This window comes from Corynebacterium sp. c24Ua_83, from assembly GCF_039907245.1.
Taxonomy (GTDB): Bacteria; Actinomycetota; Actinomycetes; order Mycobacteriales; family Mycobacteriaceae; genus Corynebacterium.
In genome coordinates this window covers 1-26,676 of record NZ_JASBOI010000009.1, presented here as the reverse complement: position 1 = coordinate 26,676, position 26,676 = coordinate 1, and the positions used below count along the sequence as shown (strand labels likewise).

The following is a 26,676-nucleotide window of genomic DNA, read 5'->3' as shown; positions in this document are numbered from 1 at the left end:
CGCGCCCGGTCAGGCTCAGCGCCGCGCCTTAAGGGGTGAGGCCGTGGATGTAGCCGAAGCGGTGCTCCGTGGTGGAGATCGCCTGCTCGAGTAGCAGCGGCAGCAGCTCGCGGCGGCCATCGGGCAATACATCCTGATCCAGGATCACGGAGCCGGACTTCGCAGCGGCCTCGTAGAACTCATCCGGAGCCTCACCCAAGGAGCGGACGCGCACGGACTGAGCGATGGCGATTTCCTCGGCAAAGTCGCGGTCGGAGGAAGTACGCATCTGCTCGCCGAGCTCGCCCCACTCGCGGGCAACCTCCGGGTTGGCGGAGATATCCAGCTCCGTGCCCGTAGCAGCGGAGGCCAGCTTCAGGCGCAGCAGGTCGCGCGGGTTGGCGCCCTCGGAAACGCGGACGCGCAGCGGCTCGAGCAGCGGCTTGTAGCGGAACACGTTGGACTCCACGACCAGGGCCGTCTTGTCGTGCTCCACGCCGAACTCGGTGGACATCGCGTAGGCATCCGACTCCGCGGCGCGGCGCAGCCACACGTGATCGTCCTTGGACAGGGCAGGGGAGCCCAGGCCGCGGATCTCGCGCAGCAGCTGCGTAATGTGCGTCGGCAGGGTGCCCGCTGCCAGCTCGCTCAGGTCGCCCTCGGTCCACACGCCCTGCTGGGCGACGTAGTTCGGGCCACCGGCCTTCGCACCGCTGCCCAGGGCGGAGTTCTTCCAGCCGCCGAAGGACTGACGCTGCACGATAGCGCCCGTGATGCCGCGCTCCACGTAGGCGTTGCCGACCTCCACGCGCTCGCGCCAGTAAGCGGTTTCTTCCACGTCGATGGTGTGGATACCGCCAGTCAGGCCGAAGCCCGTGGAATTTTGCCACTCGATGGCCTCGTCCAGGGTCTCTGCGTGCATGATGCCCGCCACCGGGCCGAAGCACTCGTGGGTGTGGAACCAGCTGCCCGGCTTCACGTTATCGCGCAGGCCAGGGGACCACAGGGTGCCTTCGTCATTGAGCTTGCGAGGCTTGACCAGCCACTTCTCGCCCTTGTCCAGCTCGGTCAGGCCGCGCAGCAGCTTGTCGCCCGGCTCCTCGATCACACCGTTCATAAAGGTGGAAATGTCGGAGCCCGGGCCGACCTTCATAGAACGCACCGCATCGACCAGCTGGTTGATGAAGCGCTTGGACTTGCCGATCGAGCCGACGGCGATGATCAGCGAGGCGGCGGAGCACTTCTGGCCCGCGTGGCCATACGCAGACTTGAAGATGTCCGCCACCGCCAGGTCCGGGTCAGCTGCCGGGGTAACGATGATCGCATTCTTGCCGGAGGTCTCCGCGTTAATGACCATGCGCGGCTTCCAGCCGCGGAATAGCTTCGCGGTCTCGGAAGCGCCGGTGAGGATCACGGACTCGACATCCGGGTGGCTCACCAGGCGCTTGCCGGCCTCGGCCTCGTCGGCGTTGACCAGCTGTACCAGGTCCTCGGAGATACCGGCCTCACGCAGAATGCCCATGAAGACCTCCGCGATGCGCAGCACCTGTGGCGCGGGCTTGATGATAGCGCAGGAACCGGCAGCCAGCGCGGCGAAAATGCCGCCCAGTGGGATGGCGATAGGGAAGTTCCACGGCGGGGTGATCACCACGGACTTGTACGGGGTGAACACTGAGCCGCGCACGTGGTCCAGCTGGCGGGCGCTCTCCGCGTAGTAGCGGGCGAAGTCGATGGCCTCGGAAACCTCGGGGTCGGTCTCGGCGACGGTCTTACCCGCCTCGAACACTGCAGCCGAGATCAACTTCGAACGATTGTTGGCCAGGGCATCTGCTGCCTGGTCCAACAGCTCTGCACGCTCCCAACCGGTCTTTTGTGACCACTGTGCGGAAGCCTCGCGGCAACGGGCGACGGCGGCGTCAATAACCGCAGGGTCCGTAACCTCCGGGGTCTGGGCGGGGCCAGGATCGCTGGACGGATCGACGATCTGCAGTGCCCACTCGCGGTTGGCGGGCAGCGTCGGGTCGGTGTCGGGCTCGTTGACGAAGTTGCCGGGCAGGCCGTCGGACTGGCAGCCCTTCTTCGCGGCCTCTTCTTCCAGGCGGTTCTGGGTTCGACGCGAACCGGCGAAAGTCTCCCAGCGGTCGCGCACGGAGTTGCGGAAGCGCAGCTCTTGGCCCTGCATCGGGGTCATGCCGGTGACGTCGGTCTCGTCATCCTCCGGGGTGAACAGGGCGTAGAGGAAGTTCTGCTTCGCACCGTTTTCCTCCAGGCGACGCACCAGGTAGCTGATGGCCACGTCGAAGTCTTCCTTCTTGACCACCGGGGTGTACAGGATCATGTTGCCCGTGACGTCGCGCACGGCCGCGGACTGTGCCGGAGACATGCCTTGCAGCATCTCAGCGTCCAGCTGGTGCTCCACATTGCGGGCGACGGACAGCTCGTGGGCGAGCGCCAGGTGGTACAGGTTGTGCGAGGCCACGCCGATGCGCAGGTTATCTGCGTGCTCGGGCTGCAGTACCCAATCCAGCAGGCGGATGTAGTTGGCATCCACCTCCGCCTTCGTCAGGTAGGGGGCCTGTGGCCAGTCGTGAACCTCGGAATCCACGCGCTCCATGGAGAGGTTGGCGCCCTTCACCAGGCGCACCTTGATCTTGGCACCGCCCTTGGCGCGGCGCTGCGCGGCGAACTCCGCCAGCTCCTGCAGCGCGTCGAAGGTGTCGGGCAGGTAGGCCTGCAGCACGATGCCGGCCTCAAGGCTCTGGAACTCTTCCTCATCCAATAGCTCGGTGAACAGCTTGATGGTCAGGTGGAGGTCCTTGTACTCCTCCATGTCCAGGTTGATGAAGGGGTGCGGGTCGCGCTTCATGGCCTGGCGGTACAGCGGGCGCAGGCGATCCTTCAGGCGTTCGATGGAGCCCTCGAAATCCCAGTGGTTCAGCTGGCTGACCACGGAGGAAGCCTTGACGGAAACATAGTCCACCCGCGGGTTTTTCAGCAGGTCGAGGGTGTTATCCAGGCGGCGCTGTGCCTCAGCTTCGCCGAGCACGGCCTCGCCCAGCAGGTTGAGGTTCAGCTGGAAGCCCTTGTCTCGGTAGTCGTCCAGCATGCGGTCCAGTGCCTTAGATTCCGCATCCAGCACCAGGTGGCCGACGGTGGCGCGCAGGTAGGAGCGCGCGATCGGCATGACGATATTCGGCAGCAGCGGGGCCGCGATGGAACCGGCGGTAACCAGGATGGAATCGACCAGGCTCATGAACCCCGGCACCGGCTCGGTGCGTTTAAACGGGTTGGCGATCTTGGCGAATTCCTTGGCCGAAACGTGGTTGTCCTCGGGGCGGGCCACGCGGTCGACGAAGGCGAAGGTGAATTCCACGCCGTCGGGATCGTGCACCATGTCTGCCAACTGCTTCGTGGAAGCGGAAGTCTCTTCGATCTCGAGCCACTGCTCGGCGCGGTGGATGGCCTTGGTGACCACCGCTTCGACATCGGAGCTATTGGGTAAAGGAGTATTAGCCTGGCTGTTCAACGCCGACCTCAATTCTTAGATCGTTGGCCAAGGCGCAATGTGGAACCCTGGCCAAGCGGTGTGCAGGGTACATTTTCCACACTAACGATAAGGTTCTGGCAGGGCTACCACGGGGCTGAACCTGAGTTGTGCCCCAGCCCAGCGCAGAACCAGCGCTGGGCTGGGGCGCTACGGCGCCGGGTAGTCCATCGGCGTGCCAGGGCCGAGCGGCAGGCCGATCATCCACCAGAGTGCGAAGAACAGGAACCAGCCGACCAGCATGGCGATGGAGTATGGCAGCGCCAGCGACATCAGCGTTCCGATGCCTGCCTTCTTGTAGTAGCGCTGCAGGAAGGTCAGGGCCAGGGCGAAGTACGGGCTCATCGGGGTGATGATGTTCGAGGGAGAGTCGCCGATACGGAATAGCATCTGGGTGACTTCGGGGGAGAACCCGACGTACATGAACATCGGCACGACGATCGGGGCCATCAGCGCCCACTGGGCGGAACCAGAGGTGATGAAGAGGTTCACCAGCGCCACTAGGATCACGAAGGCGCCGAAGAGTAGCAGTGGCGGCAGGTCCGCCTTCTGCAGCAGCTCCGAGCCCTTAATGGCGGTCCAGGACCCCAGGTTGGAGGCAGTAAACCAGGCGAGGAACTGCGATACGGCGAAGAACAGCACCATCATCGGCAGCAGGGTCTTCAGGCCGCGCGCCATGAACTCCGGAACGTCGCTGGCCTTCGTGATGGACTTGATGCCCAGGCCGTAGACCAGGCCGAGGATCAGGAAGGATGCGCCGATAGGCACGGCCACTGCGGTGATCAGCGGGCTGGACATCACTTCGCCGCCTTCGCCCTGGAGGGGAGACCCCGGAACGAACAGCAGTGCAAAGTAGATGGCCGTCATGAATATGGCGACGATGGCGGTGTTCTGTAGTGCGCGCGCCTCGTCGGTTTCGAGCTTCAGTGCGGCGGTGATCTTTTCCTGCGGTACGTCGCCGGCGAGTTCGTCGTCACCGTCGCGGCCGGTGTTGAAGGTGACCTCCGAGTAGTCGATCTCGTCGTGGTTCACCAGGTCTTGGGCGCGTTTGTTCATGTACAGCTCCGTCACAGCCGTGATGATTAGCGCCAACACGACCGCGCTGACGGCTACGAAGAAGTAGTTGGCTAGCGGCGAGACGAAGTATTTATCGTCGACGATGTGGGCCGCCGAGGTGGAAATGCCACCCAACAGCACGTCGGTGATGTTCAGAACCAGCGAGGAGTTGAAACCAGCGGAGGATGCGGCGAAGGCCACCATTGCGCCGACGATCGGGGAGCGCCCCACTGCGCGGAAGGACACTGCTCCCAGCGGAATGAGGATCACGTACACCGCATCCGAGGCCACAGAGCCCGTCACGCCTGCTAGGGCCACGACGAAAGTTAGAGTTTTCGGCCCGACCCTAGAGACTGTTGCGCGTACCACCGCGCTAATCAGGCCGGAGTGCTCTGCCACGGCGACACCCAGCATGACCGTAATAATCAGACCTAGCGGTGGGAAGGTGACGTAGTTGTCCACCACGCCAGAAAGGATGTCCTTGAGCCCCTCGGAGCTCAGCAGGTTGACGATCTCTACCGGCTCGCCGGTTTCCGGGTCTGTGGCGCTGAGCCCCAGCTTGTTGAAGATGAAGCTGGAGACGAGTACCAGCCCGCCGAGTATGACGAATAGCCAAAACGGGTCGGGGAGTTTGTTGCCGATCTTCTCGATGAATCCGAGGAAGCCCCCGGGTTGATTATTCTTTGTGGTCTCTTCTTTGCTCTTCGTGTCGCTCATGGGCTTTTCTCTTCTTGACGCCTAACTCTTCAACCGGGTTGGGTTGCGACTTTACATTCTGGGATGCGTCGAGACAGGAGAAGCCCAAAATCAACCAAGCCACATAAAGTCACAGGGGTAACAGTAGTCACTTTGGACTATCTTTACCTCGTTGGCTTCGCTACACTGTGTGCTCGTGATCACCTTCGAAAACGTAACCAAGAGCTATCTGTCTTCCGGGCGGCCGGCCCTGGACAACATCACCCTGGACATCGAAAAGGGCGAGTTCGTCTTCCTTATCGGCCCCTCCGGCTCCGGTAAGTCCACGTTTCTGCAGCTCATCCTGCGCGAGGAGAAGCTGGATTCCGGGGACCTGCACGTCGCTGGCTACCACGTAAACAAGATCAAGGGACGGGATGTGCCGAAGCTGCGCCAGCGCATCGGCTATGTCTTCCAGGACTTCCGCCTGCTGCCGAAGAAGACTGTCTTCGACAACGTTGCCTTCGCCCTCGAGGTTATCGGTAAGAAGCGCGCGGAGATTCAGCATTTGGTGCCTGCCGCGTTGAAGACCGTCGGTCTCGACGGAAAGGAAAACCGCTTCCCGCACGAGCTGTCGGGTGGTGAACAGCAGCGCGTGGCGATCGCGCGGGCGTCAGTAAACAAGCCTTTGGTCCTGCTGGCGGACGAGCCGACAGGCAACCTGGACCCCGATACCTCATCAGAGATCATGATGCTGCTCAACCGCATTAACCAAAACGGTACGACCGTAGTGATGTCCACTCACGACGATGTGGCGGTGGACTCCATGCGTAAGCGCGTGATCGAGCTGTCGAAGGGCAAGCTTGTGCGCGATGACGAGCTCGGTATGTACGGCGTGGGCCACTAATACGGAACTGTACGGATCAGTAGAGATCAGTAGGGAACAGTAGGGAAACATTAATGAAGACCAACTTTGTGTTCCGCGAGGCGTTTTCGGGCCTGCGCCGCAACATGACGATGACGATCGCGATGATCATCACCACCTCCATCGCGCTGGCGCTGCTGGCCACCGGCTTTTTGCTGAGCGCAATGACGGAGCGAACGAAGGACATCTACTTCGACCGTATCGAGGTGATGGTGCAGCTCGACGACGAGATTTCGAGCTCCGACCCAACGTGTGCCTCTCCGGAGTGCTCCGAGATTAAGCAGCAGCTGGAGGGCGACGAGGCGGTGAAGTCCGTGACTTTCCGTAACAAGGAGCAGTCTTACGAGCGTTTCGTGGAGCTATTCGGCGAGTCTGATCCGCAGCTAGTAGAGCAGACAGAGAAGGATGCGCTGCCCGCCGCCTTCCACGTGCGCCTGGCCGACCCGGAGAACTCCGGTCCCATTGACGCGCTGCGGGACAACCCGGTGGTGACGAACATCGTGGATCAGGGCGACAACCTGGAGGCCGCGATGCGCAACCTGGATTCCATCCGCAACGCCTCCTTTATCGTGGCCGCGGTGCAGGCCATCGCCGCGATCTTCCTGATTATGAACATGGTGCAGATCACCGCGTACTCGCGCCGCAGTGAGATCAGCATTATGCGCATGGTCGGTGCTTCGCGCTGGTACACCCAGGCTCCGTTCGTCCTGGAGGCCATGATGGCCGCCCTGATCGGTGCGGTGCTGGCGGTGGGTGGCATGTTCGCCGCGAAGATTCTGGTGGTCGACCGCGCTCTGAAGGCCGTGTACGACCAGCAGTTGGTGGCGCGCGTGACGAACAGCGACTTGTGGTTGGCCGCGCCGTTTGTGGTGCTGGTCGGTGTGGTCGTTGCGGCTATCACCGCGCAGGTCACTTTGCGCTGGTATGTGAAGAACTAGCGCTGCGCCCTCGCTAAGCCAGCGCAGCATTAGCGCTTTAAAGCATTTTCGCTCGGGGGAGCGCTCGGTGGTAGTGTGTGGCTGTCATGGCTGCAAAAAAGAGCACTCCCACCGATTCGGGGAAATCGAAGGGGAAGAAGAACAAGGCCCAGAAGGGCGCAGGTCAGAAGGGGGCTGGCCAGATCGTCGTTGCCACCAACCGTAAGGCGCGCCACGATTACCACATCATCGATACCTACGAGTGCGGTGTGGCCCTGGTGGGCACGGAAGTTAAGTCTTTGCGTGAGGGCAAGGCTTCTCTTGTTGACGCCTACGCCACCATTGATGAAGGCGAAGTCTGGCTGCGCGGACTTCACATCCCGGAATACTCCATGGGGCACTGGACGAACCATAGCCCCCGCCGTACCCGCAAGCTGCTGTTGCACCGCCGGGAAATCGACTCGCTTATGGGCAAGGTTCGCGACGGAAACAACACCTTGGTTCCGCTGCAGCTGTACTTCGTTGCCGGCAGGTTGAAGGTCGAGCTGGCGCTGGCGCGCGGTAAGCAGGAATACGACAAGCGCCAGGACATCAAACGCCGTACGGAAGAGCGTGAGATCACGCGCGAAATGGGCCGGCGAATCAAAGGGATCCAGGGCTAGGTAGCGGTAGCGCATAGGAGACCCCTATTGAACGGGGGTTTGTGTTTTGATACTTTCGGGCCTGTGAAAAATGACGACGTCGAGCATTGGTCCCTTAAGCATCCCGAGTTCGGGCTGCTTGAGCTCTTTATCGGCGAGCCGGATGCACTGCGGAGAATCGATCCTGAATTCCCCGCGTCCGATAAGAAAACCGACGCGGAAAACAGCACCGAGCCGGAGGCAGAAGAGGTAGCTGAAGGTGATGTGGGGGACGAGGGGGCGTCCACAAGAGAAGACAGCGAGAAGCTCCACAAGAAGCTGGCAGAGAAACTAGACGACCTCGATAAGAATCGTCAGCTGCTCGTGCGTCGCGACGGGGTAACTATCGCGAGGTACAAGAGCCTCGAGAATCAGAAGATTGACCTGGCCAAAAGCGAGGCGAACGTTCAGGCTGGGAAGTACGGCGGTGAAATGACGCTCAGCGCGCCGTACCTGGGGTGGACGTCGAATTTCCTTGATAGCTGGATGATCGAGGTCAAGGTGAAGGACGACGAAGGGGTGGTGGTCTTCGATCCGCCTGAAGGCTCGCGGGCGGCGAGGCGCTGGGAGGCGATGGAGGAGTCGCCGTTCAAGCGCTGGTTCTACCCGCTGATTACCGGGATGGGGAAGGGAGGTTGGGCGCTGGCCGTGATCGTGCTGGGGCCGTTGGTTTCCAAGTTGATTGCATGGCTGCTGAGCCTCCTGCCGGACTGGGATATCAACATTCCGTGGCCAGAGATCAACTTGCCGTCAATCCCGTGGCCGGACATTAACCTGCCTTCCATTCCGTGGCCGGACATCAACCTTCCCTCGATTCCTTGGCCGGATTGGCACATGCCCGAATGGATGGAGCCGATTCTGCGCGTGATGGCATTTATGGCGGATTACAGCAAGGTGTGGGTGCCTGTAGTGATCGGCATTACGGTCGGCTTAATGGCGGTGAAGAACAACAAGAAGTCCAAGGAGCGCAAGGCGAAGTGGCAAGACGAGCAGGCGGATTCTTGAATCAGCGCCACACGCGGGTGTAAGGTTAGATTTCCTGTTGTTCGAGCGTTTCCGCAGCAGGAATCACGGGGTTGATTTGGTTTCGACTTTGTGCATTGAGCCAGGGGAAGCGTGCCGGTGAAGGCAGACGACCACCGATTTTAAGCGTCGCTGCGAATTTATAAGCGCCGAGAATACTCAGCGCGACTACGCCCTCGCTGCCTAATTACAGCGACCGCGTGTCTGTCAGCCCGGGGATGTCCCTGACCCGGTAGCTGGCATCGACTTAAGGGACTTGCCGCACGGCTTTGTTGCTTGGGCCGTGTGGGACACCTTTCGAGCAACTGGGCCCATCATCCAGGCTGGTTCGTGAGCGCTGGAGGGCCGAGCAGAGGTCACGTGCGAACTGCGCACGGAGAAGCCCTGGCGAGGTCGCAAAGGACCCGGGTTCAATTCCCGGCAACTCCACCAAAAGCAGTACCCCAGCTCAAAAATGAGCTGGGGTTTCTTTGTGTCTGAACCTGGAGGAGGCGCTGAGCCGCCTCACGCGTAACCCCTGATCGGTTAGACTTGCCCGCATGGTAGCGCCCGAGACACAACCGCAACCCAGCTGGCGCTTTGCCGGGACCTTCCGGCCCTACCAGCAGCGCATCCTCGAACGCTTCGACGACCTGAAGCAGGATCACCGCATCCACATCGTCGCCGCTCCCGGGTCGGGCAAAACGATTCTCGGCCTGGAACTTATCTGCCGCCTCGGCCAACCAGCCCTGATCCTGGCTCCCACCATCACCATCCGTGACCAGTGGATCGATCGTTTTGCAGCGCACTTCCAAAGCCACGGCGCATCGAACCCGCGGGGGTTGTGTTCCACCTCGCTACACAACCCGGCCTTCCTGACGGTCATCACCTACCAGGCGCTGTATTCCGCATATATCCAGGCGCTCGACGAGGAAACGGGGGAGGACTTCGCGGACCTCGACATCCTGGACGCAGTACGCGACATCGGAACGGTGTGCCTCGACGAAGCACACCACCTGCGCTCCCAGTGGCACCGCGCTTTGACAGCCTTTATGGACCAGCTGCGCCGCCGAAAAGCAGTGCTCAACACCATTGCGCTCACAGCCACCCCGCCATATGATTCCACCCCCAGCGAATGGCAACGCTATGAACAGCTGTGCGGCCCTATCGACGAGGAAATCTTCGCCCCGGAACTGGTCGCCGCCGGTAACCTGTGCCCGCATCAGGACTACGTCTACGTTACGAAGCCCAGCCAGGAAGAAGAGCAGGAAATCGCCGAGCTGCGTCGGCGTGGCAACGAAGTGCTAGTGGACCTGCAGCGTCAGGACATCTTGGCGCAACTGGCGGAGGACCTCGGCCGGCTCACTGACGAACAGTTGCAGGTGGCCCTCGACGACGAAGAGAGTTTCTACGCGCTAAAACTCCTTCTTGCCGCTGCTGGGCACCCGATTGCGCCGCATATCCAGGCGATACTCAGCGAAAAGCGTCCGGAACTCGCCGGCGAGCTGGGGCTGCAGTTCGTCATCGACCACCCTGACTTCTTCCGTGCCAGCCCGACGGTGGCCTCCAAGCTGCGAGCCAACAATCTGCTGAACAAGGGGAAGATTTCCGTCACGGGAGAGAAGAAGGTCAATCGCATCCTCACCCATTCCGCGGGCAAAATCCGCGCCGTTAGTGACATTGCCGAAGAAGAAGTCTCCGCGATGTCCGAAAGCCTGCGTATGGTGATCCTCGCGGACTACGTCCAGCGGGATTACCTTTCCAGCGTGGGCAGCGACGATGCCCTGGTCCACGTGGGCGTCATCCCCATCTTCGAAGCCCTGCGACGGCGGGTGGGCGGCACCGCAAAAATCGCCGCCATCAGCGGCTCTGTAATCGTCATCCCGCGCTCGGCGCTGGACGATGTGAAACGCTTTGCAGAGGACCTCGACGGGGAAGTCACCGCCGCCAAAGACCTCAACGATGAGTATGTGGAAGTGCGCTTTTCCGGTGGCACTCGGGTATCCGTGCCCGCCATTACGCGCGCCTTTCAGGAAGGGCTGTTCACGATCCTGGTGGGCACCGCCGCGCTGCTGGGAGAGGGGTGGGATTCGCCCTGCGCCAACGCGCTCATCATCGCCAGCTCCGTGCGCGCGTTTATGCTGACGAACCAGATGCGCGGCCGGGTGATCCGCGTGGACCCCGCCGTTCCAGACAAGACCGCGAATATCTGGCACGTTGCAACGTGCGAACCGAGCCAAGGTGCCGGGCGCGGAACGTGGCTCGACCAGTTGGCACAGAGCGGGGCGCAGTCGCTGAACGTCGGTACAGGGGAGTCCCTGGACGTGCTGGGCTCGCACGACGTGCGTTCGCTGCAGAAACGCTTCGAGGCCTTCGTCGCGCCGCGCGCCGATGCGCCGGTGATCGAGAACGGCTTCGACCGCTGCTTCGCCGAGCCACCCCTGCGGGCCTATCGCAGCATCGATGCCGCCAACGAACAGATGCTGGCCCGGGCCTTCCGCCGGGACCTCATGCGCAACCAATGGCTAGAAGCCCTAGACATGGGGAATGTGCCGGATGGCCAGCCCTACGAGATGCAGTTCAACATCGACGTCGAAAAGCCCGCATCGGCCGGGGTGGTTCCCTACCTGGACGTTATTTTGGGCTACATCTTCTTCCTCGCAGTCATGTTCGGCCTTGCAGTGGGGCGCGTCCTGCCGCACCTCCCGGTCGGGGGCCAGTGGCTGGCCTTCGGGGTGCTCGCACTGCTCGGCGGTGCGGCGGCGCTGATGCGCACGCGGAAGGTTCAACAGCTGACGGATACCAGCAAGCGTCTGAAAGCCGAGGCCACGGCGCTGGCGCGCACGCTGAGCGCCCTTGGAATGATCGAAACCCGCAACCTCATGGCCATCGTCGACGACGGCGCCATCGGGGCGAATGTGCGCCTGTCCGGCGGGACCTTCGCCGAAAGGAAGCTTTTTGCGGACGCCATGACTCAGTTATCTGGGGAGGTCCGCAACGCGCGCTACCTCATCGCGCCCGCGCATCAAGTCCGCATCCGCGGCATCTTTTGTGCCCAGTCGGTGCCCGACGTGCTCGGCACGCGCCGGGAGAACGTGGATGAGTTCTTGAGCCAACTCCAGCGCGTGGGCCTGCCGATGCGGGCGGTGTACACCCGCAGCCAGGAGGGCCGGGACTTCCTCTTGCAGGCGCGCAAGCTCAGCGGAGCCAATATTGCAGCCCGCCTGGCAAGCCAGACGCGGCGCTACGAGAAGCAGTCACCGTTGGAATTTCCTATTGTCTGACCCCTCACATTATTCTTAGGTGCATGAACGCAGTCCTAGTCGCCGTCGTTGTCATGCTGGCCCTCGCCCTGCTTCGGGTGCATGTGGTTCTGGCGCTTTTCATCGGAGCTATCGTCGGTGGTCTCCTCAGCGGCCTTGGCCTTGATGCCACGATGGTGGCCTTCCAGGAAGGCCTGTCCGGCGGCGCGAAAATCGCGCTGAGCTATGCCCTGCTCGGCGCCTTTGCGATGGCCGTCGCCAGCGCAGGGCTGCCCAAGCTTCTGGCGGACTCCCTGCTGGGGAAACTGGGCGTCACCAACGAAGAAACAAAGAGCCGCGCCGTCGCCGTAACGAAATGGCTGATGCTGGCCGGCATCCTCGCGATGGCCGTGATGAGTCAGAACCTCATCCCCGTGCACATCGCGTTCATTCCGCTGATCATCCCGCCGCTGCTGAGCGTGTTCAACAAGCTGCAGCTGGACCGCCGTCTGGTCACCTGTATTCTGACGTTCGGCCTGATCACCACATACATGTGGATCCCGCTGGGCTTCGGCTCGATCTTCCTGAACGACATCCTGCTGGGCAACATAGACAACGCAGGAATGACCACCGATGGCATCAACGTGATGAAGGCCATGGGCATCCCGGCGCTAGGCATGTTCTTGGGTCTGCTCATCGCGGTCTTCATCACCTACCGCAAGCCGCGCGAGTACGAGGAGCGCCCGATTGTGGAGGTCGAGACCGACCCGGCCGGGCAAGTCTCCCGCTACAAGATCATCGTCTCCGTCATCGCGATCATCGCCACTTTCGCCGTGCAGGTCGTTATGCAGGCTATGGATATGGAGGCCGATTCGCTGCTGATCGGCGCTCTGGTGGGGCTGACGATCTTCATGGGGACTGGCGCGGTCGATTGGAGGAAGGCCGACGATGTCTTCACCGCCGGTATGCGCATGATGGCTCTGATCGGCTTCATCATGATTACAGCCCAGGGCTTCGCCGCGGTCATGCAGGCCACCGGCGAGGTCGAGAGCCTGGTCAACACCTCCGCCGACCTGTTCGCGGGTAACAAGGCCGCTGCCGCCCTGGTGATGTTGTTGGTCGGCCTGGTGGTCACCATGGGCATCGGCTCGAGCTTCTCCACGCTGCCGATCGTCGCAACGATCTACGTGCCTTTGTGCGCATCGATGGGCTTCTCGCCGCTCGCCACCGTGGCGATTGTGGGTACTGCGGGTGCTCTTGGTGACGCCGGCTCCCCGGCCTCCGACTCGACCCTAGGCCCCACGTCGGGTCTGAACGCGGATGGCCAGCACGACCACATCCGGGATTCCGTGATCCCGACGTTCCTGCACTTTAATATTCCGCTGCTGATCGCCGGCTGGATCGCGGCGATGGTTCTGTAGCTGCTAGAACTCACCAGCAGGTAGGGCGCTGGTATATAGGGGGCATCAAAGGGGAGGGGCGCTAATAGCGCACCACCAGGTTGCGTGCGTCCGTCGGCCCCAGCAGGATCTCCGGCGCCAGGCCGAAGTTGGTCCAGCGGGTACGGCTGGCCCAGTCCAGGGCTTCCTCTCCCATGTTGTGGCGGAAGTTCACCGCAATGCCGTCGGAGTAGAAGCGCAGCTGGGTGGCTCCGGTGGGCCAGTTCTTCGCCGCGGGGGTTTCCAGGAATACTGCGTGGGTATCGACGTCCGGCTTATCTCGATGAGCGCGGTGAGTGTGGCCGGCCAGCACCAACTTCACGCCCGGCGCCGCTTGGATCATCTTCTGCAGCCGGATCAGATCCGGGTCACGCAGAATAAAAGCAGGTCCGGCTGCGTTCGACCAGCCGGCCTCGCGCGTCATGGGGTGGTGCAGCAGAAGCACGGTTGGCTTGTTCGGATCGCGGCGCAAGAAGCCTTCGATCTGCCGGAATTGCTGTGGCTCGATCCGTCCGCCGGATTTATCTAGCTCCGTGGAATCAATGCCGATCACGCGCACGCCTGCGGGCTCTAGATCCATCATCCAGGCCTGTTGTCGCGGCTCGAAGACGTCACCGAAGGGGTCGAAGTGCTCTTTGCCGTAAGGAGAAGCGGTTTCGTAACCGGAGGAGTCGTCGGCTTTGTGAGGCCGGTCGTGGTTGCCACGGGTTACACGCCAGGTGCCGGAGAAGGTATCTAGCATTTCCTTGGCACGCCGAACCTCGGCCGGGCGGGCTTCACTCGTGACATCGCCATTGACAAACAGGTGTGTAGCGCCGCAATCCTCGGTGGTCTTAATGACCGCATCCAGGCACACCTCCGGGTAGGGTGCGGATTTCGGGTTGGGCACCGCCGGTGGTGGAAAGCCATCGAACCACAGGCCATCCTGGGCCTCACCCATGTGCACATCGTTCGCCACGACCACGGTCTGCAGTACCTCGCCTGACAATTTAGGCAAGGTAGTGAACTCTTTCTTCTTTTCCTGGAAGTAGTTGTGAGTCGCGTTGGCTTCGATGCCATGGGAGGAAGCGCTGAAGCGATACTTGGTCTCCGGCTGCAGCCCTTCGATAGTCATGATGTGGAAGAAGGTGTTCTTTTCCGAGCGAACGACCTTCGTATCCTGCGGGTTATCTTCCGGCCATACACGCAGCGTGCCTTCGGTCGGCATGCCCACCGGGCGCTCCGCGATGCTCACCTTCGCGTCCCACGTCAGCCAACTAATCGTCACTGAATTCTCCGTGACAGTGACTACCTGCAGGTCACCGGCCAGAAAAGCGCCGTTGGGGCCGGTGCCCTTGTGACCCATAACCCAGCCGGTCTCGGAGCTGCCGATATTACTAGGGGTAAAGCTCGCCGATCCCGCCAAGTCTGGAGTGCTGGCAGATCCTAGTGCTGAGCTCCCAGCCAATCCGCTGCCCGCCAGGCCGGAACTGCCCGTGCCCGTGCCTGGTGCTGCGCTTGCTTTCGCAAGTGGCCCCACCACGAAGGCCGCGGAACCGGCGCTGAAACCTAGTGCTCTGAAGAATCGGCGTCGAGAAAAAATACCTTTACTACCCATGAATGCAAAGGGTAAAAGGTGTGCGTGACCAGTAACCTGCCTAGAAGCAGCGGGGAGGGAAAGGCCGGGCGAATACTGGGTTAACGGCTACGGGCAAACCTAGTTGATCCTCTGCTCGTGGCCTGCCCAGGCTTCCTCGCGCAGTTCGTTCTTGCGTACCTTGCCCGTGGAAGTGCGCGGCAGCTCGTCGAGAATGCGCACGTCTCGCGGCACCTTGTAGCCGGCGATGTGCGCGCGGCAGTAGGCAATCACAGCTTCTTCCAAAGCGGATTCGTCTCCGCCGCGGGCTTCCGGGCGCAGGGTCACGTAGGCACGCGGGCGCTCGCCCCACTTCTCATCCGGCACGCCGATGACCGCACAGTCGGAGATGTCAGGGTGGCTGATAACAGCCTGCTCGACCTCAATGGTGGAGATGTTTTCGCCGCCGGAAACCACCACGTCCTTCGCACGGTCCATCAGCTGGATATAGCCGTTGGGGTGCATCACTCCGAGGTCACCAGTGTGGAACCAGCCGCCGCGGAAGGCGTGCGCGGTGGCCTCTTCGTCCTTGAAGTATCCTGCCATGATGCCATTGCCGGTCAGGATGATCTCACCCAGGGTTGCGCCGTCGGCGGGCACGTCTACCAGCGCTTCGTCTAGGTTTTCGGTCGGCTCGATCACGCGCACATCTTCGTTGGTGATGGACGCCACGCCCTGGCGCGCCTTCAAAATCGCGCGGCGGCGGACCGTCATGTCCGCCCATTCGGGCTGCGATTCGCAGACGGTGAAGGGCCCGTAGCTTTCGGTCAGGCCGTACACGTGGGTGACCTCCACGCCGATGTTCTCGCAGCGGGTGATGGTCGTCGGGCTCGGTGGCGCGCCCGCGGTGGTGACACGCAGGTTCGTCACACGGCGCTTGTTTTCGTCATCTACCAGGGTGTTCAGCACAGCCGGGGCGCCGCACATGGCGGTCACGCCCTCGGTGCGGATCAGCTCCCACATCTCCGGGCCACGCACCGCGCGTAGCGCCACCTGGGTTGCGCTGACGGCCATCGCCGCCCAGCCTGTGCACCAGCCGGAGCAGTGGAACATCGGCAGCGTCCACAGGTACACAGTGTCGTGGCTAAAGTGCTGCGTGTGCGCCTGCCCCAGCGCGTTCAGGTATGCGCCGCGGTGGGTGTAGATCACGCCCTTCGGCTTTCCGGTGGTTCCGGAAGTGTAGTTGATCGCGATGGTCTCGTTCTCATCGTGCACCCGGTAGGGCAGTGGCTCTTCGTCGCGGTGCGCGGCCAAGTAGTCGCTAAATGTTGTTACTAGTGACGCCCCCTGCGCGTCAGTTGCCCCGTTTTCAACCGGGGGCTCTACGCCTTCCTTGTCGGCGATGTACACGGCTCGGCGCAGGTCTCGTTCGCCGCTGGCGAGGATGGGGTCGATCAGTTCCTTCTCGCCGACGAGGACGTCGATGGAGGAGTGGTCGAGGATGTAGTTGACTTCCTTAGGTGCAAGGCGGGTGTTGATCGGCACCGTCACCGCATTCGCCAGCGGCACGGCGAACTGAGCGAGCAGAGCCTCGTAGCTATTGGAGGCGAGGATGCCCACGCGGTCGCCCTCGGCCACCTGGTCGGCGATCAGCGCGTGGGCGAAGGCTTGGGCGTCTTCGTTGAACTCTGCGAAGGTGATGCGCCGTGGCCCGTCGACTGCGGCGATTTTGTTGGGGTGAACCTGTGCGGAGCGTTGCAAGAAGCGCAGAGGAGTGAGTGGAGCGTTTAGGCCGTGCTGCGATGCGAAAGTCATGCTCGCGACTGTAATCCAGATCACTAAACCCTGTGAGGGGTTTTGCTTAATTGATTTTTGATAGCGTGGCGATTATGAGAAATTTACGACCTGCTAAGAAAATTGTTAGTTCGCAAATTGCTCGTCGCAGTGCCGCAGTAGCAGTGGCATGCGCACTGGGAGTCTCGGCAGCCGCCTGTTCGTCTGAAGATTCGAATGATGGCGCCGCAGAGAAGGAAACCGTCACGTCCACGGTGAAGGAGAGTGCTGAGGAATCTTCTGCCCCAGAGGAGGCGGAACAATCCCGAGCTTCTCAAGAAGCTCCCGCGCAACAGGATTCGGGCAGCAAGCTCCACAGGATCACCGTCGATGGCAAGGAAGTGGATACCAAGCTGTTCTCCCCGGTGCGTTGCGAACTGGATGAGGACGACGGACGCGAAGTGCTAGAGGCCGATTTCGGCAAGGATGACGACGATCGTGATGAGCTGGACATCGATATTTACACCGATCAGCCAGCCCTAGAGTCCCTGGACTTCGAATACAAGGGTGTCGAATATGAGATCGATGACGACCATGCCGCCTCGGCCACGGTGAAGCGCCAAGGCGACAACTATGTCGTCGAAGGAACCCCAGTGGAGGACGATTCGAACCGTACGATCGCCCTATCCGTGGAATTCAACTGCGCCAACTAGAGGCGGCGTTATAACCCGCTGGTTACAGCGCGCTGCGCCAGGGGTTCTTGGTTTCCACCAGGAACTTCTCCACATCCTCCGGGCGCGCCCGCAGGGTCGGGTCGAAGTCCAGGTAGGCCTTCGTCTCCCGGGCGATGAGCCCGGAGAGAATCAGCATGCCCACCAGGTTCGGCAGCGCCATCAGGCCGTTGGCAATGTCCGCGAAGGTCCAGGCCAGGCCGATCTCCGTGGTGGCACCGACGAAAACCACACACGTAAACAGCATGCGGTAGGGCAGGGAAGCCCAGGGGCCAAAGGCACGCTCCGCGTTTCGCTCGCCATAGTAGGACCATCCCAGGATCGTGGAGAAAGCGAAGAACACGATGGAGAGGGAGACGATGGTGCCACCCCACTCCGAGCCGATGCCCTTGCTAAAGGCCTGAGCCGTCATGTTGGCCGCATTATCCTCGCCTGTATCCCACACGCCGGTGGTGATGATCACCAGGCCGGTCATGGTCACCACGATGATCGTGTCGATAAACGTCTGAGTCATAGAGACCAAGCCCTGGCGCACAGGGTGAGTGGTCTTCGCGGCGGCCGCTGCAATTGCGGCTGATCCCATGCCGGACTCGTTGGAGAAAATGCCGCGGGCCACACCCATCTGCATGGCCAGCATGATGCCGGAGCCTACGAATCCACCGGTGGCAGAGGTCCCCGTGAAGGCGTCATTAAAGATAAGCCCCAGAGCATTCGGGATGTCGCCTGCGTGCAAAGCCAGCACTACGATGCCGCCGCCGATGTAGATAAGAATCATCAGCGGAACAAAGGCCGAGGTCACCCTGCCGATGGAGCTAATGCCGCCGAGGAGAACCGCTCCGATCAGCACGAACATTACCGCGCCGGTGACGGTGGGGCTGACGTCGAAGGTGTCCTCCAGGCCCGCAGCTACGGCATTACCCTGCGTCAGGTTGCCGATGCCGAAGGAGGCGATGATGGCTGCGATGGTGAAGAACCACGCTAGGAACGTGCCCAGCCCACCCGGAATGCCTCCCGAAAGATAGCGCTGCGGACCGCCGGAGACATTGCCTTTCGAGTCGGCCACGCGGAAGCGTACACCCAGGAAAGCCTCCGAGTACTTAGAGGCCATACCCACCAGGCCGGTGATCCACATCCAGAACAGCGCGCCGGGGCCACCGATGGAGATGGCGGTTGCCACACCCACAATGTTGCCCACGCCGACAGTTGCGGCCAGTGCAGTGGTGAGCGCCTGATACTGAGTGATATCGCCTTCGCCACCCTCGTCGTTCCTGTCGATAAGCCCGTGGCGCAGGGCTACGAACAGTTTGCGGAACTGCACGCCACCCAGGCGGATCGTTAGCCATAGGCCGGTGAGCAGCAGTAATGGGATCAGGAGCCACTGGCTCCAGATGAACTGGTCGATCTTGTCCAGGGTGTTCTGGAGGGATTCGGCGAAGGAAACGTCTTGCATGGACTACAGAGGTTACGCCTGTAAAGAAGTGTGGAAGAAGGGTTTAGACAAATTCGCTGGGGCTGTTTACAAATGCCGGGCAGCGGCGAGGAGTGGCGACAAGCGCGGGGGCGGGGTAGAAGAGCGCGGGGAGAGCGCTGAAAAACCCGCCGGAATCGGGCACGATAAATGGTGAGTAGCAAGAAAATGCTTTCAGGCACCGACCGAAGGAATCATCATGCACCCACGTGCTGGCCAGCCCGCCACCCCCGACGACCTCACCGACATCCCAGCCCTCCTGGAGGCTTACTCCGCCACGGTTCCGAACCTGGCTGACCCAGGCCAGCGCGTGAGCTTCGGTACCTCCGGTCACCGTGGCAGCGCTTTCGATGGGGCCTTCAACGAGGCGCACATCCTGGCCACCACCCAGGCCATCGTTGACTACCGTCGCGAGCAGGGAATCAACGGTCCGGTTTTCATCGGCCGTGACCCGCACGCGCTTTCCGAACCGGCCGAGGCTACCGCACTGGAGGTTCTGGCTGGCAACCAGGTGACCGTGAAGGTAGACCAGGAGCGCGGGTTTGTACCCACCCCCTCGATCAGCTTCGCCATCCTGGAGTACAACAAGCAGCTGCCCGGCGGCCCAGAGGGCACCGGCGCAGGTCGAGCCGACGGCATTGTTGTTACCCCCTCCCACAACCCACCGCGTGACGGTGGCTTCAAGTACAACCCGCCAACCGGCGGTCCGGCAGATACTGACGCCACCAGCTGGATCGCCCGCCGCGCCAACGAGTACCTGGATGCGGATCTGTCTGGCGTGCAGCGCTCCACCTCCACTGAACTGGTGGAAAACCACAATTACCTGGGCAATTACGTTGCTGCGCTGCCGGAGGTCATCGACATTGAGGCCATTCGTAGCGCGGGCGTGCGCATCGGCGCCGACCCGATGGGCGGTGCCTCCGTTGCCTACTGGGAGCGCATCGCCGACGTACACGGCCTGGACCTCACGGTCGTCAACCCCACCATCGACCCGGCCTTCGGGTTCATGACCTTGGACTCTGACGGCAAGATCCGCATGGATTGCTCCTCGCCGTCCGCGATGGCCTCTCTGGTCGACGCTGTTGCAGGCGCCGGTGGGGCTTCCTATGACATCGCTACTGGTAATGACGCCGATTCCGACCGCCATGGAATCGTCACCCCAGATGCAGGCCTGATGAACCCGAACCACTACCTCGCTGTCGCTATCGAGTATCTGTTTAGCCACCGCGAGAACTGGCCGCAGGATGCCGCCGTGGGTAAGACCCTGGTCAGCTCCTCCATGATCGACCGCGTGGTGGCCCGCATGGGGCGCAAGCTGATGGAAGTTCCGGTTGGGTTCAAGTGGTTCGTGCCGGGGCTGGTCAACGGATCCGTGGGCTTTGGTGGAGAAGAATCGGCAGGTGCTTCCTTCCTTCGCCACAACGGGCAGGTCTGGTCTACCGATAAGGACGGTATTATCGCTGACCTGTTGGCGTCCGAAATCAAGGCAACGACCGGCAAGAGCCCGTCCGAGCGCTACAAGGAGCTAGCCGACGAGCTGGGCGCGCCGCAGTACAAGCGCATCGACGCTCCGGCCAACCGCGAGCAAAAGGAGCGTCTGAAGAAGCTCAGCGCCAGCGACGTGGAGGCCACCGAGCTGGCGGGCGAGAAAATCGAGGCGATCCTGACCGAGGCGCCGGGCAACGGCGCGGCCATCGGCGGGGTGAAGGTGACCACCGAAAATGCCTGGTTCGCCGCCCGCCCGAGTGGCACGGAGGATAAGTACAAGATCTACGCGGAGTCCTTCAATGGCGCCGAGCACCTGGACAAGGTGCTGGAGGAAGCGCAGGTCGTCGTCGACGGCGTGCTGGGATAACTTCGCAGGTTCCCTGCAGGTATGCGTAAAATCACGGGGTCGATTCAGGGGATTGCCAGAAACCTGCGATACGCTCATGCCCAGTAGACACGTCATCATCTTGAAAGGAACGCTCAGTGAGCCAGAAGATCAAAGCCCCTAACGCTTCAAAAGGGGGCAATGGCTTCCTGTGGGGAATCATTGCGATCCTCGTTATCGCAGCCGTAGCCATCGGTTTCATCGTGTACAACAACCAGCAGCACAAAGTCGACAACATCACCCTGCCGGATGACAAGGTGGATGTGAAGATGACGACTGACGAGAACGCCGTCACTCTGGAGCCGGAGAATGCCGGCGACGATGTGCCGACCGTCGAAGTCTTCGAGGACTTCAGCTGCCACTACTGTGCACAGCTGGAAACTGCATCCAGCGGAGATCTGAAGAGTGCGCTGGAAGACGGCAAGGTGAAGGTGAAGTTCCGCTTCCTGAACTTCCTGGACCGGGGCGATGAGTCCGGCCCGTCCACCCGTGGCGCATCCGTGGCGTGGGCTGTGGCTAAGACTGGCGACGTAGACGCCTTCTGGAATATTCACCGCTTGATGATGGACGAGCAGTCCACGGTTACCCGTCAGTGGGGCTGGGATGACCTGGCCAACGCAGCTGAAAAGATCGGCGTGAATGACGATGTGGTCGAAAAGATCCGCAATGAGTCCGTGAAGGAAGACGGCGTGAAGGTCGCTCAGAAGAACGACAAGGAGGTCGAGAAGCGTGAGGGTAGCGTTTCCTCGCCGCTGCTGTACAAGGATGGCAAGCGCTTCGACCCGCCGTCCAACCCGGACCAGACCCTGAGCTCCTGGGTTCCGGTGGCCCTGGAAGGCAAGTAGCGCCTGCGCGCTACCCGGCTGCACCCCGCTGCACCCGGCTACACCCCACTGTCACCTGGCGATTTGGTGAACTGAATTCCAGTGTTGTAGCTTTAAGTCTGTTCGCTTGCAAAGTGCAACGGGGCTATGGCGCAGCTGGTAGCGCACCACACTGGCAGTGTGGGGGTCACGGGTTCGAATCCCGTTAGCTCCACAGAACACAAAACCTCCGGTCGTAATTGAACTGCTCCCCATTAGTTGGACTGAGAAATCAGTTACCGACTAGTGGGGAGCAGTTTTCATTGAGAGCACGAAGTTCGGGTTAAGGGTCAAAATGTGTGTCTGGCTCGGCGTGTTGCTGGGGCTAGATTTGGCCTTTTTGGATGCCGATTGAATGGGGGGTTAAGGGTCAAAATGTGTGTCTGGCTCGGCGTGTTGCTGGGGCTAGATTTGGCCTTTTTGGATGCCGATTGAATGGGTGTAGTTGGTGTCGATAGCGTTGTCGTAGAGGGCTGGTCGTCCTGTTTCGTGGTCGGCTTGGTTCTCGTTGTGGGTCAGGGTTTGTACTTTGGCGAGTTGGTCCTGTCCCCAGTTGGATTGCCTGGCGATTTCTACGGGGTCGTCGGGCAGTTCAGTTTTTAGGTAGAGCCACCACTCGAGCATTCGGCGTTGGTGTTCTCCTCGTCGTCCGCGGTGTGTTCGTGCTAGTAGTTTCAGCTGGGAGTTGATTCCGCCTTCAAGGCTGTTGGTGGTGGCTTTGATCTGGTCAGTATCAAGGACTTCTTCGGGCGGGTTGAGGTAGACAAATAGCAGGTTGCTGCGCCAGAGGTGGTTGAGGCTGTTGTAGGCCTTGCGCACGTTGGCATGGGTCCAAGTTCGTGTCCAACGGCCTGTTTGGGGGTCTTTGACGAGGGTCTTCTCGTTTAACCAGGTGCGGTAGACCGTGGCGAATTCATGCAGTTGTGCGCCCCATTGGCTGGCTTGCTCGATAGTGCTAATGCGGGTGAGCTTGAGTGCTAGCCGGTAGATAGTGCGCCCAGCATCCGTGCGTGGTCTTGAGGTGGTGTAGCGGCGTACCACGCGTTGAGCATGCACCAGGCAGCGTTGGACGAGTGTGGTAGGCCAGCACTGTTTGATGGCACTGGCAGCTCCTTGCCCGCCGTCGATGACGGCGATTAAAGGTGCTGGGATGCGCTCTAATAGCTGTTTATAGGCGCGGGTGGTTTCGCGTTTACACCAGTGCCAGGCGATGACGTGGTCTAGGGTGGCGGCCACGATTAAGCATCCGCTGGCCGTGTAGGTGCCGTCAAGGAAGACTTGGTCATAAATTCGCCCGGTATGACCGATAGTGGGGTCGGGAACGTCAACCAGCCAGCACCAGCTAAATCGGCGTTTCATTGTGGAGACGCTGACCCCATTTCGGTCGGCCAATGCTTCCAGTGAGGTTGTGGTGGTGCAGTGCTCAATGAACTGGGTAAAAGTAGCAGCTTTGGCGACATCTGGCCGGCGTTTGTTGACCGAGGCTCCGCAGGCTTTACATCGCCATCGGGTCGTGCCTTTGCTGGTCGTTCCATTGCGTTTGGTATCGCCGCCGCAGTGGCAGCGTGGTCGATTCTTTGGCATTGGGTCACCACACCACCGCCGACTACCACAGGCAGACAGCCACACCGTGGATTTAGCGTCCCAAAGCCAGATATATGCTCCCAAAGCGTATATTCTGCGAGAACCTACAGGTCAGACCTTAGAAATCCCCGATTTCAGACACACTTTCTGACCCTTAACCCCGAAGTTCGCTGAATGAGCAGCAGCGTGAACAGCTGGTGGAATGTTTCGAGCAAGGCATGGGCGAAACAGCCGCTGCCAATGCTCTTGGTGTCCCCAAAAACGCCGTCCGTTTGCTCTATCGTCGGTTTCAGCTGCATGGCAGGCTATGTCTTGTGGAGAAACCGACAAAGCAGCAGTATTCGTTCGAGTTCAAAAAGGAAGTTGTCGAGCGCCACCTTTCCGGCGAGACAAAGATGGATCTTGCGCGTGAATTTAACCTGTCGTCGGACCAGCTGGTCAGTTATTGGTCGCGGCAATGGCGTAAAGGTGGCGACGAGGCGTTAAAACCGAAGCCGAAGGGCAGGCCCAAAGGTTCGGCTGTGCCAAAGCCGCTGACCGAAGAGGAGAAGCTGCGGCGCCGGATCGCGCGGTTGGAAGCGGAAAACGCTTATCTAAAAAAATTGCGGGACTTGAGGAACCAGAGACGCGCCTGAAAGTCCAGGCGATTGTCATCCTCAAGTCGCACCACCGCCTGGAGTATCTCCTAAAGGCAGCAGGTATCCCACGGTCGACGTTCTTCTACCACCAGAAACGACTCAGTAAGCCGGATAAGCACGCCGCGCTCAAGGCCGAGATCCGGGAAAGCTTCGAGCGCAACAAGCATCGCTACGGCTACCGGCGAGTGTTACTTGACCTGCGTAACCAGGGGTGGGTGGTCAACCACAAACTCGTGTACAAGCTCATGTGCGAGATGGGGCTGCGAGCCAAGATTCGCCAACGTAGACCTTATGTTTCCTATGCTGGGACGATCAGTCACATCGCTGACAACAAGCTTGACCGCAAGTTCACCCCGGATCAGCCAAATACCGTCTTTGTCAGCGACGTCACCGAGTTCAGGGTTGCAGGTCGCAAGGTCTACCTGTCACCGGTGATGGACCTGTTCGATCGCTCAATTGTTGCTCACACCGTGGCTACATCGCCGTCGACAGCGTTTACCGCTGCCTCTTTGTCCAAGGCGATTAAAACGTGTGCGCCTGAACCCGGGTGGATGATGCACACTGACCAAGGCTTCCAATACCAGCACGCCTCGTGGCGCGACCTGATCGGTGACAACGGCGGTGTTCAGTCGATGTCGCGTAAAGCCAACTGTTACGACAACGCGGTCATGGAGAACTTCTTCGGGCACGTGAAAACCGAGATGTACCACGGTGAAGTCTTCGACACCGTCGCAGAATTCAACCAAGCAATCGACGAATACATTCAGTGGTACAACACCGAACGCATCCAACAACGACTCAAGGGCCTGACCCCGATGCAATATCGGAATCAGACCCTTGAAGCCCTAACCGCCTAGAGTTAAACCAGTCCAACTTTCGGGGGCTAGTTCAAATTGACCGGGGGTTTTCTTGTATTAGTGCTAGCGTGCCCCGTGCTAATCTAACCCCATCGGAAATCGCCTAGTCCAACGATGGACAGCGACCCCCGGTTGGTTCACCCCGTGCCAGAAAGCGCAGGTGTGGGTGTGGTGGGGGCGTGAGGGCGTCAGTAATAAAGAGAGCGAGCACATGAACGGTCTAGGTGCTACCAAACGCTTCGGCTACACCTTCCTGGTGCTATCCACGATCGGGCTGATCTTTTCCGCTCTGATCATGCACGACAAGGTGCAGATGGCGCTGGATCCTAATTTCGAGCCTGCCTGCACCTTCAACGAAGTGATCTCGTGTACGGATGTTATGGCCTCGGATCAGGCGGCTACGTTTGGATTCGCGAACCCATTTATCGGGATGATCGGTTTCCCGGTGATGATGACCCTCGCCGTGATGCTGATCGTTGGGGCTAAGCTGCCGCGCTGGATCTGGTACTGCACCTTGGCCGGGTTGGCTTTTGGCGTAGCATTCGTGCATTGGCTGGCCTACTCTGCGATTTACTCCATCGGAGCGTTATGCCCTTATTGCATGGCGGTGTGGGCGGCGACCTTGCCGATGTTCGTGATGACGTTGGTCCACATCCAACGCGAGAAGCGACGCGAGGCGGGGGAAGACGTAGCGCACTCTGCGCTGGGCATGCCGCTGGTGGTTATTATCGCCTGGTTCCTGGCGTTTACCGCGCTGATCCTGGATCAGTTCGTTTTCTAGCTGCGCCCAGAACAGGAGCCTAGCTACGCCACCAATCATCGTGCGGGGTGACCGGCAGGTGCCGCTTATGGCGCGAACGGAACCATAGCTTCTCGATGTGCTCGGCGACTTGCGGGTCGATGTCGGCCGCGCCACTGGTGCTCTCTAGGTAATCGTCGAGCTGTGCGTATGTCACGCCCAGCGCTTCCTCGTCGGGTAGTGCGGGGCGGTCTTCTTCCAGATCTGCCGTGGGCACCTTCTGCCACGTGCTTTCCGGGGCGCCGAGGTGCTGCAGCAGCGCTGCGCCCTGTCGCTTCGTGAGTCCTGCTAGCGGAACCAGATCCGCTGCACCGTCGCCGTGCTTCGTGTAGAAACCGGTGATTGCCTCTGCCGCATGGTCCGTGCCAACTACAAGCCCGCCCAGCTCGCCTGCTAGTGCGTATTGCGCAATCATGCGCTCGCGAGCCTTGATGTTGCCCTTGTTGAAGTCACTGACCTGAGCGATGCCGAGGGCCTCGCTCGTCGCGCGCGCCGATTCGTCGGTGGCGCCCTTGATGTTTACTGTGACGCCCATGCTCGGTGCGATAAACCTCAGAGCTACCTGCGCGTCTTCCTCGTCGGCCTGGGTTCCGTAGGGCAGCCGCACAGCACAGAATGTGTAGGGCTGGGACGTATTCTCCTGCACTGACTGTTCAGCTTGTGCGTTCTCCTGGTTGAGGCGATCTACCGCCAGCTGGCATAGCCTTCCCGCCAGGGTGGAATCCTGGCCACCGGAGATTCCTAGCACTAGTGTGCGCACTCCTGTGGCCTGCATGTAGTCGGCGATGAACTGGACGCGGCGCTTTACTTCTTTGGCAGGGTCGATGCTGGGGCGTACTCCCAGTTCTGCAACGATCTGCGCGTGTAGCGGGCGTGCGTTGGAGTCGTTGGAGATGCCGGGTTTGTCAGGGGTGTCGGGTGTGCCATTAGGCTGATTTGCGGTAGGGCTCATGGGTTCGATGCTAGCCCGCGGGGGAGTGTGAAGCGTCCTGGGTTTAGTTCCTACCTTTGCTAAGGAAGGATTGGCACTATGCCCAGAAAGTATTCCGCCGAATTCAAGGAGAAGGCGATCCATC

General features: G+C 60.8%; 17 protein-coding genes, 1 tRNA gene, 1 other RNA gene and 1 pseudogene. 13 read left to right on the top strand and 7 right to left on the bottom strand.

Annotation, left to right across the window (positions count from 1 at the left end):
- Window positions 1-28: 28 nt before the first annotated feature.
- The gene (locus QKE30_RS07070; RefSeq protein WP_347934459.1) at window positions 29-3,505 is read right to left on the bottom strand and encodes a bifunctional proline dehydrogenase/L-glutamate gamma-semialdehyde dehydrogenase; all 3,477 of its coding nucleotides are present in this window, start codon (window positions 3,503-3,505) and stop codon (window positions 29-31) included.
- Between the two features lie 168 nt (window positions 3,506-3,673).
- On the bottom strand, window positions 3,674-5,296 hold the full coding sequence (locus tag QKE30_RS07065; RefSeq protein ID WP_347934458.1) for an AbgT family transporter: 1,623 nt from the start codon (window positions 5,294-5,296) through the stop codon (window positions 3,674-3,676).
- A gap of 175 nt (window positions 5,297-5,471) precedes the next feature.
- Between QKE30_RS07065 and ftsE the strand changes: the two genes are divergently transcribed.
- The 7 genes from ftsE to QKE30_RS07030 all read left to right on the top strand — a co-directional run bounded on the left by ftsE (window position 5,472) and on the right by QKE30_RS07030 (window position 13,441).
- The gene (gene ftsE / locus QKE30_RS07060) at window positions 5,472-6,161 is read left to right on the top strand and encodes a cell division ATP-binding protein FtsE (protein ID WP_034964874.1); all 690 of its coding nucleotides are present in this window, start codon (window positions 5,472-5,474) and stop codon (window positions 6,159-6,161) included.
- Between the two features lie 53 nt (window positions 6,162-6,214).
- Window positions 6,215-7,117, top strand: a complete 903-nt coding sequence (gene ftsX / locus QKE30_RS07055) for a permease-like cell division protein FtsX (RefSeq protein ID WP_239201940.1) — start codon at window positions 6,215-6,217, stop codon at window positions 7,115-7,117.
- Between the two features lie 86 nt (window positions 7,118-7,203).
- Window positions 7,204-7,758: an SsrA-binding protein SmpB gene (gene smpB, locus QKE30_RS07050; RefSeq protein ID WP_239201939.1), complete on the top strand. Its 555-nt coding sequence runs from the start codon at window positions 7,204-7,206 to the stop codon at window positions 7,756-7,758.
- Between the two features lie 63 nt (window positions 7,759-7,821).
- Window positions 7,822-8,781 carry a hypothetical protein gene (locus QKE30_RS07045; protein ID WP_347934457.1) on the top strand — a complete coding sequence of 320 codons (960 nt, stop codon included), beginning with the start codon at window positions 7,822-7,824 and terminating at the stop codon, window positions 8,779-8,781.
- Window positions 8,782-8,848: 67 nt separating this feature from the next.
- Window positions 8,849-9,231: a transfer-messenger RNA gene (gene ssrA / locus QKE30_RS07040) on the top strand.
- 107 nt (window positions 9,232-9,338) lie between these two features.
- Window positions 9,339-12,062, top strand: coding sequence for a DEAD/DEAH box helicase family protein (locus tag QKE30_RS07035; RefSeq protein WP_347934456.1), 2,724 nt, complete (start codon window positions 9,339-9,341; stop codon window positions 12,060-12,062).
- A gap of 23 nt (window positions 12,063-12,085) precedes the next feature.
- The gene (locus tag QKE30_RS07030) at window positions 12,086-13,441 is read left to right on the top strand and encodes a Na+/H+ antiporter NhaC family protein (RefSeq protein WP_347934455.1); all 1,356 of its coding nucleotides are present in this window, start codon (window positions 12,086-12,088) and stop codon (window positions 13,439-13,441) included.
- Window positions 13,442-13,502: 61 nt separating this feature from the next.
- Here QKE30_RS07030 and QKE30_RS07025 read toward each other — a convergent pair whose 3' ends face one another.
- A complete protein-coding gene (locus tag QKE30_RS07025) occupies window positions 13,503-15,056 on the bottom strand; it encodes a metallophosphoesterase (RefSeq protein ID WP_347934454.1) in 1,554 nt (517 codons plus the stop codon).
- Window positions 15,057-15,155: 99 nt separating this feature from the next.
- A complete protein-coding gene (locus QKE30_RS07020; protein WP_347934453.1) occupies window positions 15,156-16,829 on the bottom strand; it encodes an AMP-binding protein in 1,674 nt (557 codons plus the stop codon).
- 143 nt (window positions 16,830-16,972) lie between these two features.
- Between QKE30_RS07020 and QKE30_RS07015 the strand changes: the two genes are divergently transcribed.
- Window positions 16,973-17,500 (top strand): lipoprotein LpqH, encoded by a 528-nt coding sequence (locus tag QKE30_RS07015; protein ID WP_161799463.1) that lies wholly within the window; start codon window positions 16,973-16,975, stop codon window positions 17,498-17,500.
- Between the two features lie 22 nt (window positions 17,501-17,522).
- Here the strand turns inward: QKE30_RS07015 and QKE30_RS07010 are convergent, their stop codons facing one another.
- Window positions 17,523-18,968: a sodium:alanine symporter family protein gene (locus QKE30_RS07010; protein ID WP_239201905.1), complete on the bottom strand. Its 1,446-nt coding sequence runs from the start codon at window positions 18,966-18,968 to the stop codon at window positions 17,523-17,525.
- A gap of 217 nt (window positions 18,969-19,185) precedes the next feature.
- Here QKE30_RS07010 and pgm point away from each other — a divergent pair, with 217 nt between their 5' ends.
- From pgm to QKE30_RS06995, 3 genes are all read left to right on the top strand, one after another.
- Window positions 19,186-20,841, top strand: coding sequence for a phosphoglucomutase (alpha-D-glucose-1,6-bisphosphate-dependent) (gene pgm / locus QKE30_RS07005; RefSeq protein WP_347934452.1), 1,656 nt, complete (start codon window positions 19,186-19,188; stop codon window positions 20,839-20,841).
- 116 nt (window positions 20,842-20,957) lie between these two features.
- Window positions 20,958-21,704, top strand: coding sequence for a thioredoxin domain-containing protein (locus tag QKE30_RS07000; RefSeq protein ID WP_347934451.1), 747 nt, complete (start codon window positions 20,958-20,960; stop codon window positions 21,702-21,704).
- 120 nt (window positions 21,705-21,824) lie between these two features.
- A tRNA-Ala gene (locus QKE30_RS06995) sits at window positions 21,825-21,897 on the top strand.
- 230 nt (window positions 21,898-22,127) lie between these two features.
- On the opposite strand, the gene QKE30_RS06990 is transcribed toward QKE30_RS06995, so the two are convergent.
- Window positions 22,128-23,306 (bottom strand): IS1249 family transposase, encoded by a 1,179-nt coding sequence (locus QKE30_RS06990; RefSeq protein ID WP_070643149.1) that lies wholly within the window; start codon window positions 23,304-23,306, stop codon window positions 22,128-22,130.
- A gap of 291 nt (window positions 23,307-23,597) precedes the next feature.
- On the opposite strand from QKE30_RS06990, the pseudogene QKE30_RS06985 reads away from it, so the two are divergent.
- Window positions 23,598-24,801: pseudogene (locus QKE30_RS06985) on the top strand (IS3 family transposase); the annotation flags it as partial.
- 211 nt (window positions 24,802-25,012) lie between these two features.
- A complete protein-coding gene (locus QKE30_RS06980) occupies window positions 25,013-25,582 on the top strand; it encodes a vitamin K epoxide reductase family protein (RefSeq protein ID WP_347934450.1) in 570 nt (189 codons plus the stop codon).
- A gap of 19 nt (window positions 25,583-25,601) precedes the next feature.
- Here the strand turns inward: QKE30_RS06980 and nadE are convergent, their stop codons facing one another.
- A complete protein-coding gene (gene nadE / locus QKE30_RS06975) occupies window positions 25,602-26,552 on the bottom strand; it encodes an ammonia-dependent NAD(+) synthetase (protein ID WP_347934449.1) in 951 nt (316 codons plus the stop codon).
- Between the last annotated feature and the right edge of the window lie 124 nt (window positions 26,553-26,676).

Excerpts from the sequence above, each read along its gene's own strand:
- QKE30_RS07065 (WP_347934458.1), bottom strand. The coding sequence starts at position 5,296 with ATGAGCGACACGAAGAGCAAAGAAGAGACCACAAAGAATAATCAACCC.
- QKE30_RS07030 (WP_347934455.1), top strand. The coding sequence starts at position 12,086 with ATGAACGCAGTCCTAGTCGCCGTCGTTGTCATGCTGGCCCTCGCCCTG.
- QKE30_RS06980 (WP_347934450.1), top strand. The coding sequence starts at position 25,013 with ATGAACGGTCTAGGTGCTACCAAACGCTTCGGCTACACCTTCCTGGTG.
- QKE30_RS07020 (WP_347934453.1), bottom strand. The coding sequence starts at position 16,829 with ATGACTTTCGCATCGCAGCACGGCCTAAACGCTCCACTCACTCCTCTG.
- nadE (WP_347934449.1), bottom strand. The coding sequence starts at position 26,552 with ATGAGCCCTACCGCAAATCAGCCTAATGGCACACCCGACACCCCTGAC.
- ftsX (WP_239201940.1), top strand. The coding sequence starts at position 6,215 with ATGAAGACCAACTTTGTGTTCCGCGAGGCGTTTTCGGGCCTGCGCCGC.
- QKE30_RS06990 (WP_070643149.1), bottom strand. The coding sequence starts at position 23,306 with ATGCCAAAGAATCGACCACGCTGCCACTGCGGCGGCGATACCAAACGC.
- pgm (WP_347934452.1), top strand. The coding sequence starts at position 19,186 with ATGCACCCACGTGCTGGCCAGCCCGCCACCCCCGACGACCTCACCGAC.
- QKE30_RS07010 (WP_239201905.1), bottom strand. The coding sequence starts at position 18,968 with ATGCAAGACGTTTCCTTCGCCGAATCCCTCCAGAACACCCTGGACAAG.
- smpB (WP_239201939.1), top strand. The coding sequence starts at position 7,204 with ATGGCTGCAAAAAAGAGCACTCCCACCGATTCGGGGAAATCGAAGGGG.
- QKE30_RS07035 (WP_347934456.1), top strand. The coding sequence starts at position 9,339 with ATGGTAGCGCCCGAGACACAACCGCAACCCAGCTGGCGCTTTGCCGGG.
- QKE30_RS07025 (WP_347934454.1), bottom strand. The coding sequence starts at position 15,056 with ATGGGTAGTAAAGGTATTTTTTCTCGACGCCGATTCTTCAGAGCACTA.